The following is an 18,301-nucleotide window of genomic DNA, read 5'->3' on the forward strand; positions in this document are numbered from 1 at the left end:
GGACCGTTCGTCCTTGTGGAACGAGGCGGGCCTATGTTAGCCAACCGCCGCGAAATTCAGCCCAAATCGGGTAAGGAGAGACTCTCATGACCAACGGTAACGGCACCCCTCCCGAGGCGGCCCAGGCGCCCCAGCTCAACGTGTTGGCGCAATATACCAAGGACCTGTCGTTCGAAAATCCGAACGCGCCCAGCTCGCTCCAGCAGCAGAGCCAGCCGCCCCAGATCAACATCCAGATCAATGTCAGCGCCAACAACCTCAGCGAACAGGAGTTCGAGGTGACGCTGTCGGTCGAGGGCAAGGCCGAGACCGCGGGCAAGATCATGTTCTCGTTCGAGCTGGCCTATGCCGGCGTGTTCCGCATCGCCAACGTGCCGAAGGAGAATCTGCACCCGCTGGTCATGATCGAGTGCCCGCGCCTCTTGTTCCCGTTCGCGCGTGAGATCATCGCCACCGCGGTGCGCGATGGCGGGTTCCCGCCCCTGATGCTGGATCCGGTCGACTTCGTCGGTCTCTATCGCCAGAACATGGAGCGGCAAATGGCCGCTCAGGGCGGTCAAGCCGGTCAGGCCTAACCAGCCGGTGGGGCGACTGGGGCGGCGAGATACTCGTTCCAGATCGCCTTTTCACCCATCGTTGCGATGAAGGCCCGGTGGGCCTCTCGCTCGGCATCTGAGACCCGCGGCGCGAGCGGCACCAAGCGCTGCCGCCGCGGTGCATCGCCGGCCGCATTGACGCGGATCTCCTGAGCTTCCGAAGCCAGGAGCAGTTGCGACTGCCGCGCCCCCACCAGATCGACATAGACCTCGGCCAGCAGCTCGGCGTCGAGCAGCGCGCCGTGCTTGGTGCGGTGTGAATTGTCGATCGAATAACGCGAGCAGAGATCATCGAGCCGGTTCGACACGCCGGGATGCTTGCGGCGCGCCAGCAGCAACGTATCGACCAGCCGCTCGCGCGGGACCGGCGGGCGCTTGATCCGGTCGAGCTCGGCATTGATGAAGCCGATATCGAACGAGGCGTTGTGGATCACCAGCGGCGCATCGCCGATGAACTCCAGAAACCCATCGGCGACTTCGTGAAACAGAGGCTTGGTCGAGAGGAACTCGGCCGAGAGCCCGTGCACCGCAAAGGCTTCCGCCGGCATGTCCCGTTCGGGGTTGATGTAGACGTGATACGTCTGTCCCGTCGGCATGCGGTTGAAGATCTCCACGCAGCCGATTTCGACCAGCCGATCGCCGCGGAGCGGATCGAGGCCGGTGGTTTCGGTATCGAGAACGATTTCGCGCATGATTTGGGGACGCCGTATGAGGGCGGCGAATCAGGCTCGCCGCTGCGGCATCTTAACGACCTCGGCCAGGATGTGCGCGATTTGGGCCCGTACCGGCTCAAGTCCGTGTGACGTATCCACCACGAAATCGGCGCGCTTGCGCTTTTCCGCGTCGGGCATCTGCTTGGCGATGATGGCGTCGAGCTTGGCTTCATCCATCGTGCCGCGCGCCAGCACCCGTTCGCGCTGCAGTTCCGGCGAGGTCGAGACCACGACCACGGCATCCATTCGCGTCTCGCCGCCGGTCTCGAACAGCAAAGGAATGTCCAGAACCACGACGGGTGCACCGGCAGCCTCCGCATCCGCGAAGAATTTTCGCCTGGACTCGCCGAGCATCGGATGGACGATCTGCTCGAGCTGCTTGATGGCGGCGGGGTCGTGCACAACGCGCGCCGACAGTTTGGGACGATCGACCTTGCCTTTCACGGTGGTGCCGGGGAAGGCGGCCTCGATCGCCGGCGCCGCTTCGCCCTCGTAGAGCTGGTGCACGGCGGCATCGGCGTCGTAGACGGGGACGCCCGCCTCCGCGAACAGTTTCGCGGTGGTGGATTTTCCCATCCCGATCGAGCCGGTCAGTCCCAATACCCGCATCAGCGCCCAGCCATCTCTCATCTACAGCGCAACTAGCCGTTCGCGCCGCAGGAACGCAAGCAGCGGCAGCAGCGGCAGGCCGAGGATGGTGAAATGATCGCCCTCGATGCGCTCGAACAGGTGGATGCCGAGGCCTTCGAGCTGATAGGCGCCGACGCTGGTGGTGACGGCATCGCCGGCGGCATCGAGATAGGCCGACAGCTCCGCCTCGGTCATCTCCCGCATCGTCATGCGAGCCACCGAAACATCCTCGAAGACGATCCTGCCGTCATGCGCCACGGCGACCGCGGAATTCAGCTCGTGGCTGCTGCCGGCGAGGTCACGCAATTGCGCCATTGCCTGGTCGCGGCCGGCAGGCTTGTTGAAGAGACGGCTGCCAAGAGCCAGCGTCTGGTCGGCCCCGATCACGTGGCTGCCCGGGTAATGCGCGGAGACGGCTTTGGCCTTTTCGCGCGCAAGCAACAGGCCGATCTCGCGCGGGCTCGATAGATTCGAGGTCGCCTGAATGCCGCGCTCGTCGATGTCAGCGGTCACAGCCTTGAATTCCAGCCCCGCATTGGCCAGCAGCATTTTTCGTGCGCTGCTCTGCGAGGCCAGGATCAACGGAGATTTGCCGAGCCACAGACCCATCGCGAAAAACTATTCCGTGGGCCGGTTACGCTGGCGATCGCTGTAGAGCTTCATGATCGCCGCGGCGGTTTCCTCGATCGAGCGCCGCGTCACATCGAGCAGCGGCCAATCGTGCTTGGCACTCAGCTTGCGCGCGAACGCGACCTCCTCGGTCACCGACTGCTTGTCGGTGTAGGTGTCGCTGCCGGATTCGGCGCCCATGGAGAGCAGGCGATTCTGGCGGATCTGGATCAGGCGCTCCGGCGTCGCGTGCAGGCTGACGACCAATGGCCGCGTCAGCGTCTCCAATTGCGAGGGCACCGGAATGCCCGGAACCAGCGGCACGTTGGCGGTGCGGATGCCGCGATTGGCGAGATAGATCGACGTCGGCGTCTTGGAGGTGCGGGACACGCCGACCAGCACCACGTCGGCATCGTCGAGGCCTTCGACATGCTGACCGTCGTCGTGGATCATCGTGTAGTTCAATGCGTCGATGCGCTTGAAATATTCCGCGTTGAGGACGTGCTGAGCGCCGACGCGCCCTGTGGTCGCGGCGCCGAGATAGGCTTCGAACAGCTGCATCACCGGACCGATGATCGACAGGCTCGGAACGTTGATCCCTTTGCACTTGTCCTCGAGCCTGGAGACCAGATCCTTCTCCAGCAGCGTGAACAGCACGATCCCCGGCGCTTCCTCGATCTCGTCGAGCACGCGATCAAGCTGCTTCTGGCTGCGCACCAGCGGGTAGACGTGCTCGACGGGGGTCACGTTCGCGTATTGCGCGGCAACCGCGCGCGCCACGGTGATCAGCGTCTCGCCGGTGGAGTCGGAGACGAGGTGCAGATGGAAATAATTGTTCGAGGTGGGCACAAAATCTCTTTGTATGGAGTCGGTGTGGTTTGTGGATTTCTGTGGAGCTTAACCCCTCGGAAAGGGTTGCGCGACACCGGGGGCGGGACAAGTGCCAATTTTCTTCACACCGCTGCCCGTCAGAACAAGTCCAGCAGCCTGCCGAGATGGAAACGGGATTGCGTGGACAACCCGCTTGATAAGCTGCTGATCAATACGCGCAAGCCTTTGGGCCCGGCTGACTTATCGGAAATCGTCGCACCAGTCCTGGATATGTGGAAGGATGTGAACAAGCGCGCGCGAACCCGTGCATGGAATTGCATGAGTCCAATCCACCGTCACTAAGACTCAAACCTTTAAGAATCTAAGATTCTAGATTTGAGGAAGGCGCTACGGACGGATATGTGTGCAGGCTAGACCTTAACGAGTTCTTACTATCCCCAGCGTTCCCTTCGCTGGATGGAAATCCGGACCCGAGAAAATGTTCGAAGACGTCTATCTCTGGATCAAGGCGCTGCATGTGATCGCCGTCATCGCCTGGATGGCAGGCATGCTCTATCTGCCGCGGCTGTTCGTCTATCATTCCGAGGCCGAAATCGGCTCGAAGCAGTCGGAAACGTTCAAGGTCATGGAACGCCGGCTGCTCAAGGCCATCATCAACCCCGCCATGATCGTCACCTGGCTCGCCGGGCTCTATCTGGCCTGGTCCGGCCACTGGTTCTCGTTCGGCTGGCTGCACGTAAAATTGGCACTGGTCCTGGCGATGTCCGCGGTCCACGGCTTTTTTTCCCGCTGGCTGAAGGATTTCGCCGCCGACCGGCGCCCGCGGACCCAGAAATTCTATCGGATTATCAATGAGGTGCCGACCGTTCTGATTATTTTCATCGTCATCATGGTGATCGTGAAGCCGTTCTAGGCGAGGCTTGCGACCAATCCGCCTCGCGCTTCGGCTTGCGGAGTGGGAAGCGATTTTCTATATTGCCGACATCCCACCTAACGCAGGCGGATGTGGTTGTGTCTGAGCTTTCCAGAGGCCGGACACCGCATCAGGTTTGAAGCCTCATTCGGCACTTAACCTTGCCAGACCTGCGGACCTTACCTTCTCACGTCCGCATTTCAGAGCCTCCTCGCACCCCCCTCCCAAGGCTACCCCACAGGACCACCCCAATGCGGGAAATTAAACTCGAAGACCTCAAGTCCAAAACGCCGGCCGAGCTCGTCTCGTTCGCGGAGGAGAATGGGGTCGAGAATGCCAGCACCATGCGCAAGCAGGAGCTGTTGTTCGCCATCCTCAAGCAGCTCGCGCTCGCCGAGACCGACATCGTCGGCCAGGGCGTCGTCGAGGTTCTCTCCGACGGCTTCGGCTTTCTCCGTTCACCCGATGCGAACTATCTGCCGGGCCCCGATGACATCTACGTCTCGCCGTCGCAGATCCGCCGTTTCGGTCTGCGCACCGGCGACACCATCGAAGGTCACATCCGCAGCCCGAAAGAGGGCGAGCGCTATTTCGCGCTGCTGAAGGTCAACACGCTCAATTTCGAGGACCCGGAAAAGGCCAAGCACAAGGTCAATTTCGACAACCTCACGCCGCTGTTCCCGAATCAGCGTTTCCGCATGGAGATCGACGATCCGACGCGAAAAGACCTTTCTGCAAGGGTGATCGACATCGTCGCGCCGATCGGCAAGGGCCAGCGCGCGCTGATCGTCGCGCCGCCGCGCACGGGTAAGACCGTGCTGATGCAGAACATCGCGCATTCGATCACGCACAACCATCCCGAATGCTATCTGATCGTGCTGCTGATCGACGAGCGTCCGGAAGAAGTCACGGACATGCAGCGCTCGGTGAAGGGGGAGGTGGTGTCCTCGACCTTCGACGAACCGGCGGTGCGTCACGTTCAGGTCGCCGAGATGGTGATCGAAAAAGCAAAACGCCTGGTCGAGCATGGCCGCGACGTCGTGATCCTGCTCGATTCGATCACCCGCCTCGGCCGCGCCTACAACACCGTGGTGCCGTCATCCGGCAAGGTGCTGACCGGCGGTGTGGACGCCAACGCGCTGCAGCGGCCGAAGCGCTTCTTCGGTGCCGCCCGCAACATCGAGGAGGGCGGCTCGCTGACCATCATCGCGACCGCGCTGGTCGATACCGGCAGCCGCATGGACGAAGTCATCTTCGAAGAGTTCAAGGGCACCGGTAACTCGGAACTGATCTTGGACCGCAAGGTCTCGGACAAGCGCACCTTCCCGGCGATCGACATCTCCCGTTCCGGCACCCGCAAGGAGGAGCTCATCACCGATCCGCAGGTGCTCAAGAAGATGTACGTGCTCCGACGCATCCTCAATCCGATGGGGACGATGGACGCGATCGACTTCCTGCTCGACAAGCTGCGCTCGACCAAGAGCAATTCGGAGTTCTTCGACTCCATGAACACCTGAGTGCAGTGCAGCAAAGAATCAAAGGGCGCCTTCGGGCGCCCTTTTTGTTTTGCGGCCTTGCTGCGGCCGACATGCAGCATGAATCGCGGCCGCGCCTCGGTCACCGATGCCAAGGCAATCCTTTGATATATTAGATAAATACTTGAATTTTGATCGCCCGGAATTCGTGCGCGCTTTGATTTCCTGCGGCAAAACGTCCAAGTATATTGCAGTGCAATATGAGAAATTGCTGCGGAATTTCATGCAGCAAAATCTGGCCGTTGGCTGGTCGTGAAACCGATATTTGCCTTTTCGTTGGCGGCCGCACAAATAGGCCATGCATCCGCGAGACCAGACCATCTTCGCGTTATCGACCGGCCGTGCACCCAGCGCGATTGCCGTGGTGCGGGTATCGGGGCCGCAGGCGAGGCTGGTGCTGACAACCCTGGCCGGCAAGCTGCCGGCGCCGAGGCAGGCCAGTCGCCGGCTGCTTCGGGACAATTCTGACCAGCCGATCGACGATTCGGTCGTTCTCTGGTTTCCGGGGCCGGGAAGCGCGACCGGCGAGGATGTCGCCGAATTTCACGTTCATGGCGGCCGCGCGGTGCTGGCCGCGCTCTTTGCCTCAATTTCCGCAATTCCGAATTCTCGCGTAGCCGAACCGGGTGAGTTCACGCAACGGGCGTTCGAGAATGGCAAGCTCGACCTCACCGAAGCCGAGGGCCTCGACGATCTCATCCATGCCGACACCGACCGTCAACGCCGTCAGGCGCTGCGCCAGTTGCAGGGTCTGCTCGGCGATCGCGCACGCGACTGGCGCGAGCGCATCATCGAAGCCTCGGCGCTGATCGAGGCCGGCATCGATTTTTCAGATGAAGGCGATGTGCCGGCGGAGCTGAGGGCGCCGGCGCTTGAGGCGATCAAAAGGCTTCACGACGAAATTGCAGAAGCCCTTGCGGCACAAGGACATTCTGAACGCCTGCGCGAGGGCCTCGTGGTTGCGATCGCCGGCGAGCCAAACGTTGGCAAGTCGACGTTGATCAATCAACTCTCGCGTCGCGACGTTGCGATCGTCTCGCCGTACGCCGGCACGACGCGCGACGTGATCGAGGTGCAGCTCGATCTCGACGGCTACCCGGTCACCGTCATCGACACCGCCGGTATTCGAGAGACCGACGATCCCGTCGAGCAGGAAGGTGTGCGCCGGGCACGCGCGCGGGCCGAGGACGCCGACCTCGTGCTGTGGCTGGTGGAGGGCGGGCGCGCCGTCGATCCCGATGCAGGGCCGCCGCTGTTGACGTCCGGTGGCGCGGTCTGGATCCTGCGCAACAAGATCGACCTCAACGAGGGCGGCGGCGCACCAGCGGGTGGGTTCGGGATCTCGGGAAGCAGGGGTGACGGCATTCCCGAGCTGGTCGAGGCTCTCGTGAAATTCGCGGCCGATTTCTTCGGGACGACCGAGGGCGCCTTGGTGACCCGGGCTCGCCAACGCGATCTGCTGCGCCAGGCGTCTGATAGCTTGCGCCGAAGTCTGGACCTTGTAGAAGAGGGCGAAGAGCTAGCGGCCGAAGAGCTGCGCGCCGCCGCTTATGCCCTGGGTCGCCTGTTGGGCCGGGTGGACGTTGAAGACGTCCTCGGGGCCATCTTCCAAAAATTCTGTATCGGAAAGTAGCGCTAGTTCTTCATTGTAAAACTAGGGCTTGTTCCACTTCTTGTGTTTCACGTGAAACCCCGGTGTCTCAGACTATCTCCGAAAACGGCGTTGGATTGCCTTGCCGTCCCGCAATGACGGGCTCCGTCGTTTATACCTCTCCCGAGGCCCGAGAGAGCGGAGGTCTAACCGCTGCAATCTCGGCCGTCTTAGACTCCGTCATGTTTCACGTGAAACAAGAAGCCGGAACAATACCCCGTCTACTGTGCATGGGGTTGTTTTCGCGAAAACGATTCCGGTCGTTCGAAGTGGTTCCGTTTCACGTGAAACAGCCGCCTCGCCCAGTTTCCACTTCCTGCTTTCCTGCCTCTGAGCTAGAAGTCCGCTCATGCGAACAGAGCGAGAGAGCTTCGACGTCATCGTGATTGGCGGCGGCCATGCCGGCTGTGAAGCCGCAGCTGCGTCTGCCCGGATGGGGGCGACGACGGCTCTGGTGACCCACCGTTTCTCGACCATTGGAGCAATGTCCTGCAATCCCGCGATCGGCGGTCTCGGCAAGGGGCATTTGGTCCGCGAAGTTGATGCGCTCGATGGTCTGATGGGGCGCGTGGGCGATGCCGGCGGCATCCAGTTTCGCGTGCTCAATCGCCGCAAGGGCCCAGCTGTGCGCGGTCCGCGGGCTCAGGCTGACCGGAAGCTCTATGCCGCGGCGATGCAGGCCGCGATCCGGGAAACCGACGGTCTCTCTGTCATCGAAGGCGAGGCCGATGAGCTGATCGTAGTCGACGGCCGGGTTACGGGACTGCGTCTGGCTGACAGCCGGGAGATCCAGGCAGGGGCCGTTGTCGTCACCACGGGCACCTTCCTACGTGGTCTGATCCATCTCGGCGAGAAGAATTGGCCTGCCGGACGGGTCGGTGAGGCCCCCGCGATGGGTCTTTCCAGCTCCTTCGAGCGTGCTGGTTTCACCCTTGGGCGCCTCAAGACTGGTACGCCACCACGTCTGGATGGCGCCACGATCGACTGGTCCGCCGTCGAGATGCAGCCCGGAGACGAGCCGCCGGAGCCGTTCTCGGTGATGACCGGGCGGATCACGACCCCGCAGATCCAGTGTGGGATCACCAGGACCACCACCGCGACCCACGAGGTGATCCGCGCGAACGTCCATCGCTCGCCAATGTACTCTGGCCAGATCAAAAGCTCTGGCCCGCGCTACTGTCCCTCGATCGAGGACAAGATCGTCCGCTTCGGCGACCGCGATGGCCACCAGATCTTCCTGGAGCCGGAAGGCCTCGACGATACGACTGTTTATCCCAATGGCATCTCGACCTCGCTGCCCGAGGAGGTCCAACTCGCGATCCTCGCCAGCATTCCTGGCCTGGAGCAGGTGAAGATGGTCCGCCCGGGCTATGCCATCGAATACGACCATGTTGACCCGCGCGAACTCGATCCGACCCTGCAGACCAAGCGTCTGCGTGGCCTGTTTCTGGCCGGGCAGATCAACGGCACCACAGGATATGAAGAGGCCGCCGGGCAGGGAATCGTGGCCGGCCTGAACGCTGCGCTTGCCGCCAGCGGCGCCGCACTGACGGTGTTCGACCGCGCCGACGGCTATCTCGGTGTGATGATCGACGACCTCGTCACCCGCGGCATCAGCGAGCCCTATCGGATGTTCACCTCGCGCGCCGAGTACCGGCTGACACTGCGGGCGGACAACGCCGATCAGCGTCTGACCGAGAAGGGGATCGCCTTGGGGTGTGTCGGGAGTTCCCGGACGCAGCATCACCGTACCAAGATGGACGCCCTCAATGCGGCGAGGGCGCTGTCCAAGTCGCTGACCATCACCCCGAACGGGGCGATCAAGCACGGCCTGTCCCTGAACCGGGACGGCCAGCGCCGGTCGGCCTTCGAGCTGATGGCCTATCCTGATATCGGCTGGAGCCAGGTCCGGGCAATCTGGCCGGAGCTGTCCGCCATCGATCCCGTGATCGCCACCCACCTTGAGATCGACGCCAAATACGATGTCTATCTCGAGCGCCAGAGCGCCGACGTCGAAGCCTTTCGGCGCGACGAGGGGATGGTGCTGTCGGAGGTCGATTACCAGCAGGTGCCGGGCCTCTCCAACGAGGTCCGCGCCAAGCTGGAGAAGGCGCGTCCGTTCACTGTCGGTCAGGCCGGCCGGATCGACGGCATGACACCGGCGGCGCTCGGCATCCTTGCGGCCTATCTGCGGCGCGAGGCACGGAAGACCTCCAAGGCAATCGCATAGGCGTTTCACGTGAAACAGCGCGGACCGGGCGGGGATAGACCGTTATCGCGACGACCCGCAGCGGGTGAGGGCCCAGGACGCCAGTCCGAGCCGACGCCGGCCAGGCCAAAGATCGACAAGGCCAGCGCCAACGATCAGACACTCGACTCCGTCATTGCTGCCGACAAGCGCGCCGCGCTGAAGCTCGCGCCCGTTTCACATGAAACGGAGGCGCGGCTCGATCGCTATATCGCGCTGCTCCGGGAGTGGCAGGCCAAGACCAACCTGGTCGCGCCTTCGACGCTGCCGCACCTCTGGACCAGGCACATCGCGGACTCGCTTCAGCTCGTCGATCTCGCGCCGACGGCAAAGCGCTGGGCCGACCTCGGCAGCGGCGGCGGATTTCCCGGCGTCGTCCTCGCCTGCGCCATGGCCGGGACGCCGGATGCCCGCGTCCATCTGGTCGAGCGAATCGCCAAGAAGGCCGCGTTTTTGCGCGAAGCCATCCGCGTCACCACATCTCCGGGAGTCGTACATCTCGCTGAGATCGGGGATAATGTGGATAGAATCACCGGCCCCGTCGATTGCGTCACCGCGCGCGCGCTGGCTCCGCTACATCAACTCATCGGCTTCGCGGAGCCGCTGATGCGCCAGGGCGCAAAGGCATTATTTCCGAAGGGTCAAGATGTAGAGGCTGAATTGACCGAGGCCGCTAAATATTGGAATATTCAGCCGCAGCTCCACCGCAGCCGCACAGGCGATGGCTGGATCGTCGAGCTGACATCAGTTGAACGGCGCGGGTGAGGCGTTCAGGGGTTGAGTGGGGAATTTCGATGACCGTGATTGACGAGCCGCAGCAAGAACAGACCGCAGAGGTCCCGCATGGCCATCCGCGCATCCTGGCGCTGGCGAATCAGAAGGGCGGTGTGGGAAAAACAACCACAGCGATTAACCTCGGCACGGCGCTCGCGGCGATTGGCGAGCGCGTCCTGATCGTCGATCTCGATCCGCAGGGCAACGCCTCGACCGGCCTCGGTATCGATCGCCGCAATCGCTCCTGCTCGACCTACGACGTGCTGATCGGGGAAGCGCCGCTGCGCGAGGCGGTGGTCTCGACCGCGGTGCCGCGGCTGCACATCGCGCCCTCGACCATGGACCTCTCCGGCCTCGAGCTGGAGCTCGGCACCACGCCCGGCCGCGCCTTCAAGCTGCGCGATGCGATCGGTGCGCTCAACAACAACGTCTCGCCGGACGCCGACTACACCTATGTGCTGATCGACTGCCCGCCCTCGCTCAACCTGCTCACGGTGAATGCGATGGCGGCGTCGGACGCGATCCTGGTGCCGTTGCAGTGCGAGTTCTTCGCGCTCGAAGGTCTGTCGCAACTGTTGCAGACGGTGGAGCAGGTGCGCTCGACGCTGAATCCGAACCTGTCGATCCACGGCATCGTTCTGACCATGTTCGACTCGCGCAACAACCTCTCCAACCAGGTCGTCGCCGACGTCCGGCAGTTCATGGGCGAGAAGGTCTACAAGACCATGATCCCGCGCAACGTGCGCATCTCGGAGGCGCCGTCCTACGGCAAGCCGGTGCTGGTCTACGATCTCAAATGCGTCGGCAGCGAAGCTTACTTGCGGCTCGCCACCGAAGTGATCCAGCGCGAGCGCGAGCTGCGCGTCACGCATTGAAGATGCCGTAGGGTGGACAAAGGCGTCTTCGCCGTGCCCACCATCTTCCAAAACCACAATCGGTGGGCACGCTTCGCTTTGCCCACCCTACGAGAATTCAGTTCTGGAGTGCTGTAGCGTGAATCCAAGGGAGCTGGCGATGGCCGACGAAGCGCGTTCGCGACTGGGCCGGGGTCTTGCAAGTCTGATCGGTGACGTCGGCGGCGAGGCCCAGCATGTCGATCGGCCGCGCGCGCAGCGCAAGGTGCCGATCGAGTTCATCAAGGCCAACCCGCGCAATCCGCGTCGCACCTTTCTGGATGCCGAGCTGAAGGAGCTCTCTGAGTCCATCAAGCAGCACGGCGTGATCCAGCCGATCGTGGTGCGCCCGGTGAAGGGCGCGCAGGATCGCTTCGAGATCATCGCCGGCGAGCGGCGCTGGCGCGCCTCGCAGATGGCCGGCCTGCACGAAGTGCCGATCGTCCCCGTCGACATCAGCGACAGCGATGCGCTGGAGTTCGCGATCGTCGAGAACGTACAGCGCGAGGACCTCAACCCGATGGAAGAGGCGCAGGGCTATCACGCGCTCGCCAACGAGTTCAAACGCAGCCAGGAGGACATCGCGAAGGTCGTCGGCAAGAGCCGCAGCCATGTCGCCAACATGATGCGGCTCACCAAGCTGCCGGCCGAGGTGCAGGCCTTCATCGCGACCGGCGAGCTGACCGCCGGCCACGCCCGCGCGCTGATCGGCGTGCCGGATCCGCTCGCTGCCGCCAAGCGCATCGTCGAGGAGGGCCTCAACGTCCGCCAGGCCGAAGCGCTCGCGCATGAAGAAGGCGTGCCGGAGCGCAAGCCACAGAAGGCGCGCAGCACGGGGGCAAAGGAAAAGGACCCCGACACGATCGATCTCGAAAAGCGCGTCAGCGATGCGCTCGGCCTCAAGGTCACCGTGAATCACCGCGATCCCGGCGGCTCAGTCCAGATCAACTACCGCAACCTCGATCAGCTCGACGAAGTGATGAAGCGGCTGGCGAAGGGCGCGCTGTAACCACACCGGCTCTCCAACATCGTCACCCTGACTGCTTCTTCAGCGGCCCTCGAAGGGTGACAGCCCGCCTGCATTGGCGGCCGTCCATCCTTCGATGGTTCTTCGCACGTCGCATTGCGCCGCGCGGCTCGCATCTCAGGACGACGGATTTGGTGCTTGGCTCAGTCATTGCGGGCGCAACCGTCTCCACATCGTCATTGCGAGCGAAGCGAAGCAATCCAGATCTCTCTGCGGAGGGAGTCTGGATTGCTTCGTCGCACATGCTCCTCGCAATGACGGGGAGAGAGCTGAGGCCTAGCCCCGCCGCCTCGCATTCGCTGCGATCGCCATCAGCGTGCGCTGGGCGATGGCGGCGGCGAGGGTCGATTGCTTGCGGGTGTCGAGCGCGGCGGTTGCGAGCTGCTCGATGACAGCGGCAAGCCTTGCCGGGTTGAAATTGCGCAGCGCGGTCTCGACTGCGGGCTTCCGTGAAAAATGCAGCCGCGGATAGCCGCCATCGAGGACGGCGGAGGCAGGCTGGCCGTCGGCGATGGCGAGCGCGGATTTGTGCAGCCACGCGGCCTGGCGCTGCGCGGCGGAGATGATCACCCCGGGATAGGTGCCGGCGATCATGGCCTTCGCGAACTCGGTCTCGACGATGTCGGGCCGGCCGGCAAAGGCGCCGTCGACGATCGGATCGAGCTTCAGCTCCGAGGCATCCGCCACCACCGCCATCACGTCATCCAGCGTAACCTCGCCCTTGCCGTGGGCGTAGAGCGTCAGCTTGCGCAGCTCGTTGCGCGAGGCCTGACGGTCGCCGCCGAGGAACGACATCAGCGCCGCGCGGGCATCCTGTGCGATGCGCAAATTCGCGATGCGCAGTTCGTCATCCATGAGCTTGGCGAGATCGCGCTCGGTGTCGGGATAACAACCGATCGCGACCGCCGTCTTGGCCTTCTCGCAAGCCTTGCGCAGCGGCGATTCCGGGCGCAGCTCTCCGGCCTCGATCACGATGCGGCAATCCTTCACGCTCATCTCGGCCAGCGTGTCGATGCCGCTGGCGAAGCTGCGCGAGCCGGCGCGAATGCGGATGGCGCGGCGGCCGCCGAACAGCGGCACCGTCATGGCCTCGTCGACGAGGCGCGAGGGTTCGGCGGAGAGCTCGTCGCCGTCGAGCTTGACCAGCGAGAAGGGGTCGTTGGGATCATCGACGCTGGAAGCGATCAGCGCATCGGCGCGCTCGCGCACAAGGCCGGCATCGGGTCCGTAGAGCAGGATGATCGGACGGCCCGCATCGGGGCGGGCGAGGAAGGCATCGATCTCTTTTCCACGCAGCGCAACCATTGGCCAGGACGTCATTCCGGGGCGCGTTTAGCGCGAACTACGGTGCGCAACTGCGCACCCGAGAATCCAGAGATTGTTGATCGAGATTCCGGGTTCGCCCTTCGGGCGCTCCGGTATGACAGAATCGAATCAGGTGCCGGCGGTGAAGAACGAGGCGAGCCGGGTCGTGATGTTCTCGGCGATCTCGTTGGCGGCGCGATCCTCGGCATCGCGCACGGCACGGTTGCGGGAGAAGCGCTGATAGGAGCCCGGCATGTCGTAGGACACGCGCGAGAACGTCGAGCCGGACATGACGGACTTGCCGGTCGCAACCTCGACCAGATTGTACTGGGCGTCGATGCCGAGATTTTCGCTGGTCGGCAGTCCCGTCGTGGCGCTGACGATCAGCGACGAACGACTGGTGGTGAAGCGGATGTCCAGCTTGTGGGTCGGCGGCATGCCCGTCGCGCTACCGTAAAGCTTGAAGGCCAGCGCGTTGCGGATTTCGACGCCGACGCGGGCCTCGCGGGAGGCATTGGGCTTGCTGATCGGGGGCAGCTCGATGCCCATCAGCTTCTCGCGCAGGCCGGGGGTACCGTCGCTCCGCTCGGCATACATCGGCTGGAAGCAGCCGGCCGTCAGCGCGGCCAAGGCGGCGACCGCCAGCAAGCGGGCTGCGATGCGGATCCTAGCCGACAACATTTACGATCCTCTTGGGGACGATGATCACCTTGCGGACGGGCTTGCCGTCCAGGGCCAGCTTTACCGCATCGAGGGCCAAAACGGCAGCCTCGATTTCCGGATTCTGGGCCGCTGTTGCAACTATGACCTCACCCCGCTTCTTGCCGTTGACCTGGACCACCAGGGTCACGCTGTCTTCAACCAGCAAATCGCGTTCGATTTGGGGCCAATTGGCCTCGGAAACCAGCCCGCTGTGGCCCAAAGCCTGCCAGCACTCCTCGGCGAGGTGCGGCATCATCGGGGAGAACAGCTGGACCAGGATCTGGCTGGCTTCCCGGATCGCCCAAGCCAAATCTGGCGCGAGATCGGCCGGCGACTGGCTGGGGCGCTGCAGGATCTCCGAGAAAGCGTTGGCGAATTCACGGATGTGGGCGAGGCAGACGTTGAAGTGCAGCCGCTCGATCCCGGTGGTGACCTTGTCCAGTGCACCATGAGCGGCCTTGCGCAGGGCGGTGGCATCCGGGCCGAAGCTGGCAGGCCGGTCCGCCGGCGCGTCCTTGGCGAGCTCGACGGCGTGGTTCACCAGCCGCCACAGCCGCTGCACGAAGCGCGAGGCGCCCTGGACGCGCTCGTCGCTCCAGATCACGTCGCGGTCGGGCGGGGAGTCCGACAGCATGAACCAGCGGGCGACGTCGGCGCCGTAGGTCTCGATGATGTCGTCGGGGTCGACCGTGTTCTTCTTCGACTTCGACATCTTCTCGATCGGGCCGATCTGGATGTCCTCGCCTGACGTCAGCAGCGTGGCGCGGCGCCCGTTGCCGCCGACCTCGACCTTCACCTCGGCCGGCTGCACATAGGTACCGTCGGCCTTCTGGTAGGTCTCGTGCACCACCATGCCTTGCGTGAACATGCCGGCGAACGGCTCGTCCAGCGCGATGTGCCCGGTCGCCTTCATCGCGCGGGTGAAGAAGCGGCTGTAGAGCAGATGCAGGATCGCGTGCTCGACGCCGCCGATATACTGGTCGACCGGCAGCATCCGGTTGGCGACCTCAGGCGTGGTCGGCGCGGTCTCGTTCCAGGGGTCGGTGAAGCGCGCAAAATACCAGGACGAATCCACGAAGGTGTCCATGGTGTCGGTTTCGCGCTGGGCCTTGCCGCCGCATTTCGGGCAAGTCACGTGCTTCCAGGTCGGGTGATGGTCGAGCGCGTTGCCCGGCTTGTCGAAGCTGACATCCTCTGGCAGCACCACGGGCAGGTCGGCATCCGGCACCGGCACGACGTCGCACTTCGGGCAATGGATGACGGGGATCGGGCAGCCCCAATAGCGCTGGCGCGAAATGCCCCAGTCGCGCAGGCGGAAATTGACCTGCCGCTCGCCGACCGGCGCGTTGCCGCGCAGCTCGCTTTCCAGGCGTTTGGCGACCTCGTCCTTGGCCTGCTCGATGGTCATGCCATCGAGGAAGCGGGAATTGATCATGCGGCCATCGCCGTCATAGGCGGTGTCGGTGATGACGAAGGATATTGGATCCTGGCCCTCGGGACAGACGACCGGCGTGTTGCCGAGGTTGTACTTGTTGACGAAGTCGAGGTCGCGCTGGTCATGCGCGGGGCAGCCGAAGATCGCGCCGGTGCCGTATTCCATCAGCACGAAATTGGCGACATAGACCGGCAGCTTCCAGCTCGGATCGAACGGATGCACCGCGCGGATGCCGGTGTCGAAACCCTGCTTCTCCGCGGTGTCGATGATCGACTGCGCCGTGCCGATCTTCTTGATGTCGGCAATGAACTCCGCAAGCTTTGCGTTCTTCGCGGCGGCGGCCTGCGCCAGCGGATGATCCGCCGAGATCGCCATGAACTTCGCGCCGAACAGCGTGTCCGGGCGCGTCGTAAAGATCTTCAGCTCGTTTTCGCCGGCGGGCGTCGTCGCTGCATCCAGCGCGAAGCGGATCAGCAGGCCTTCCGAGCGGCCAATCCAGTTGCGCTGCATCAGCCTGACCTTGTCGGGCCAGCGGTCGAGCCCATCCAGCGCGGACAGCAGCTCCTGCGAGTACTTCGTGATCTTGAAGACCCACTGGCTCATCTCGCGCTGTTCGACGACAGCGCCCGAGCGCCAGCCACGGCCGTCGATCACCTGCTCGTTGGCGAGCACGGTCATGTCGACCGGATCCCAGTTGAGCTTGCGCTTCTCACGCTCGGCGAGGCCCGCGGCGAGCATGTCCAGGAACATCTTCTGCTGATGCTTGTAGTAGCTGGGGTCGCAGGTCGCGAATTCGCGCGACCAGTCCAGCGACAGCCCGATCGAGCGGAGCTGCTTCTTCATCGCGGCGATATTGTCGTAGGTCCAGGCCTTCGGCGCGACCTTGCGCTCGATTGCGGCATTCTCGGCCGGCAGGCCGAAGGCGTCCCAGCCCATCGGGTGCAACACGTTGAACCCCTTGGCGCGCATGAAGCGGGCCAGCACGTCGCCGAGCGTATAATTCCGGACATGGCCGATATGGATGCGCCCCGACGGGTAGGGGAACATCTCGAGCACATAGTATTTGGGCCGCGAATCATCGTTCTTGGAGACGAAGATCGCCTGTTCGTCCCAGAGGCGTTGCCAGCGCGGTTCGGCGTCGCGGGCGTTATAGCGTTCGGAGGTCATGGAATCGTTGGGGTTTTTGTGGGTCCGGCCGTCTCAAGACGGCGGACTAGGCCATAGAAGTCCTCAGGGGGTCAATGGGTTGCCGCGATTTGGAACTTTGACCGCACCTCCGCATAACTACGAGGCTCGGTGTTGGGGTGCGATTAAGGGCTCGATGCCAATTTGCGGCCTGACAGGACCGCATGACCGCGATGGATTCAAGCTTCGACGATCCCGATTACGACTATGCCGCCTCCATCGCCGGACGGGCGATGCGCAGCATGGCCGAACAGCGGATTGCGCCGACTCCGGCCAATTTTGCAGTCTGGTTCCAGTATTTCGCGGGCAGCCATGACGATCTGCGCAACGCCATCGATCTCCTGATCGACCACAATCGTCCCTTCGACGCCCGAACCAATCGGGAGCTGTTCGAGACCTATGTCGCACCCCAGGTGAGCGCCATCGTGGTCGACACGTCCGAGCGGCTGCAGGGCCTCATGGGCGCGGCCAGGGATTTCCTGACGACCGCAATTGCCGACAACCATTCGCAGATGCAGGCCATCAGCGAGGTTGCGGACCAGGGCAAGGCCGGCGTCGATCCGAAGGCGCTGGTCGCCCAGCTGATGAACGAGCTGGCGCGGGCGGCCACCAGGGCGACGCGGCTGGAAGCAGGCTTTGCGGAAAAGACCCGCGAGCTCGACGTGATCCGCGATTCGCTTTCGCAGTCCGAGGAGCGCGCCCGGACCGACACGCTGACCGGTCTTGCGAACCGGCGGGCGCTCGACGAATTCCTGCGCAAGGCGCAGGCGACCGCGGAATGGGGCGAGCCGCTCAGCGTGCTGATGCTCGACATCGACCACTTCAAGACCTTCAACGACAATTTCGGCCACGGTGTCGGCGACCAGGTGCTGCGCCTGATGGCGAAGGTGCTGCGCGAAAAGGTCCGCGCGCAGGATCTGCCGGCCCGCTATGGCGGCGAGGAGCTGATCGCGGTGCTTCCGGACGCCGATCTGGCGGCCTGCACCGAGATCGCCGAGCGCATCAGGCGTGCGCTCGCCGAATGCACCATCACGCGCCGCTCGACCGGCGAGGTCCTTCCCAGCATCAGCGTCTCGATCGGCGTGGCGCAGTACCGGACCGGCGAAGCAATCACCGATCTCATCGAGCGCTGCGATCGCGCGCTCTATCTCGCCAAGGGCAGCGGTCGCAATCGCGTGGTGACCGAGACCGAGCTCGATCGTTCGGGCTAGGTCCGGGCGAGACGATGACGAAGCGCTTCGTCGCCCCGCTTGC

General features: G+C 63.6%; 16 protein-coding genes. 9 read left to right on the plus strand and 7 right to left on the minus strand.

Annotated elements, in window-relative coordinates; translation table 11 throughout:
• Positions 1-86 precede the first annotated feature (86 nt).
• Positions 87-575, plus strand: a complete 489-nt coding sequence (gene secB / locus CO669_RS14500) for a protein-export chaperone SecB (protein WP_097660485.1) — start codon at positions 87-89, stop codon at positions 573-575.
• Here the strand turns inward: secB and dnaQ are convergent.
• Genes dnaQ through CO669_RS14520 form a run of 4 tightly spaced genes read right to left on the minus strand, consistent with a single transcriptional unit; the run spans position 572 to position 3,397 of the window.
• Positions 572-1,288 carry a DNA polymerase III subunit epsilon gene (gene dnaQ, locus CO669_RS14505; protein WP_097660486.1) on the minus strand — a complete coding sequence of 239 codons (717 nt, stop codon included), beginning with the start codon at positions 1,286-1,288 and terminating at the stop codon, positions 572-574. The two genes, secB and dnaQ, sit on opposite strands and share 4 nt — an antisense overlap.
• 30 nt (positions 1,289-1,318) lie before the next feature.
• A complete protein-coding gene (coaE, locus tag CO669_RS14510; RefSeq protein ID WP_097660714.1) occupies positions 1,319-1,918 on the minus strand; it encodes a dephospho-CoA kinase in 600 nt (199 codons plus the stop codon).
• A 21-nt stretch (positions 1,919-1,939) separates the two neighbouring features.
• Positions 1,940-2,548 (minus strand): Maf family nucleotide pyrophosphatase, encoded by a 609-nt coding sequence (locus CO669_RS14515; protein ID WP_097660487.1) that lies wholly within the window; start codon positions 2,546-2,548, stop codon positions 1,940-1,942.
• A gap of 9 nt (positions 2,549-2,557) precedes the next feature.
• On the minus strand, positions 2,558-3,397 hold the full coding sequence (locus tag CO669_RS14520; protein WP_097660488.1) for a pyruvate, water dikinase regulatory protein: 840 nt from the start codon (positions 3,395-3,397) through the stop codon (positions 2,558-2,560).
• Positions 3,398-3,857: 460 nt separating this feature from the next.
• Here CO669_RS14520 and hemJ point away from each other — a divergent pair, with 460 nt between their 5' ends.
• From hemJ to CO669_RS14560, 7 genes are all read left to right on the plus strand, one after another.
• Complete coding sequence (gene hemJ, locus CO669_RS14530; protein WP_097660490.1) at positions 3,858-4,292, plus strand: protoporphyrinogen oxidase HemJ; 435 nt, start codon at positions 3,858-3,860, stop codon at positions 4,290-4,292.
• Positions 4,293-4,543: 251 nt separating this feature from the next.
• Positions 4,544-5,809 (plus strand): transcription termination factor Rho, encoded by a 1,266-nt coding sequence (gene rho, locus CO669_RS14535; protein ID WP_008133567.1) that lies wholly within the window; start codon positions 4,544-4,546, stop codon positions 5,807-5,809.
• Positions 5,810-6,125: 316 nt separating this feature from the next.
• Positions 6,126-7,460, plus strand: coding sequence for a tRNA uridine-5-carboxymethylaminomethyl(34) synthesis GTPase MnmE (gene mnmE, locus CO669_RS14540; RefSeq protein WP_097660491.1), 1,335 nt, complete (start codon positions 6,126-6,128; stop codon positions 7,458-7,460).
• Between the two features lie 367 nt (positions 7,461-7,827).
• Entirely contained in the window at positions 7,828-9,708 is a 1,881-nt protein-coding gene (gene mnmG, locus CO669_RS14545; RefSeq protein ID WP_097660492.1) for a tRNA uridine-5-carboxymethylaminomethyl(34) synthesis enzyme MnmG, read from the plus strand.
• Positions 9,709-9,717: 9 nt separating this feature from the next.
• Positions 9,718-10,491 carry a 16S rRNA (guanine(527)-N(7))-methyltransferase RsmG gene (gene rsmG, locus CO669_RS14550; protein WP_097660493.1) on the plus strand — a complete coding sequence of 258 codons (774 nt, stop codon included), beginning with the start codon at positions 9,718-9,720 and terminating at the stop codon, positions 10,489-10,491.
• Between the two features lie 29 nt (positions 10,492-10,520).
• Complete coding sequence (locus CO669_RS14555; RefSeq protein WP_097660494.1) at positions 10,521-11,375, plus strand: ParA family protein; 855 nt, start codon at positions 10,521-10,523, stop codon at positions 11,373-11,375.
• A gap of 139 nt (positions 11,376-11,514) precedes the next feature.
• Complete coding sequence (locus CO669_RS14560; RefSeq protein WP_198964017.1) at positions 11,515-12,402, plus strand: ParB/RepB/Spo0J family partition protein; 888 nt, start codon at positions 11,515-11,517, stop codon at positions 12,400-12,402.
• Positions 12,403-12,696: 294 nt separating this feature from the next.
• Here CO669_RS14560 and holA read toward each other — a convergent pair whose 3' ends face one another.
• The 3 genes from holA to leuS form a co-directional block, all read right to left on the minus strand.
• Positions 12,697-13,725 carry a DNA polymerase III subunit delta gene (gene holA / locus CO669_RS14565; protein WP_097660496.1) on the minus strand — a complete coding sequence of 343 codons (1,029 nt, stop codon included), beginning with the start codon at positions 13,723-13,725 and terminating at the stop codon, positions 12,697-12,699.
• 129 nt (positions 13,726-13,854) lie between these two features.
• Positions 13,855-14,406, minus strand: coding sequence for an LPS assembly lipoprotein LptE (lptE, locus tag CO669_RS14570; protein WP_097660497.1), 552 nt, complete (start codon positions 14,404-14,406; stop codon positions 13,855-13,857).
• A complete protein-coding gene (leuS, locus tag CO669_RS14575; RefSeq protein WP_097660498.1) occupies positions 14,393-17,029 on the minus strand; it encodes a leucine--tRNA ligase in 2,637 nt (878 codons plus the stop codon). Before leuS ends, lptE begins: the two co-directional genes overlap by 14 nt.
• A 191-nt stretch (positions 17,030-17,220) precedes the next feature.
• Between leuS and CO669_RS14580 the strand changes: the two genes are divergently transcribed.
• Positions 17,221-18,258 (plus strand): GGDEF domain-containing protein, encoded by a 1,038-nt coding sequence (locus CO669_RS14580; RefSeq protein WP_198964042.1) that lies wholly within the window; start codon positions 17,221-17,223, stop codon positions 18,256-18,258.
• Positions 18,259-18,301 lie beyond the last annotated feature (43 nt).

The sequence above is a fragment of the Bradyrhizobium sp. Y36 genome, from assembly GCF_002531575.1.
Lineage (GTDB): Bacteria > Pseudomonadota > Alphaproteobacteria > Rhizobiales > Xanthobacteraceae > Bradyrhizobium.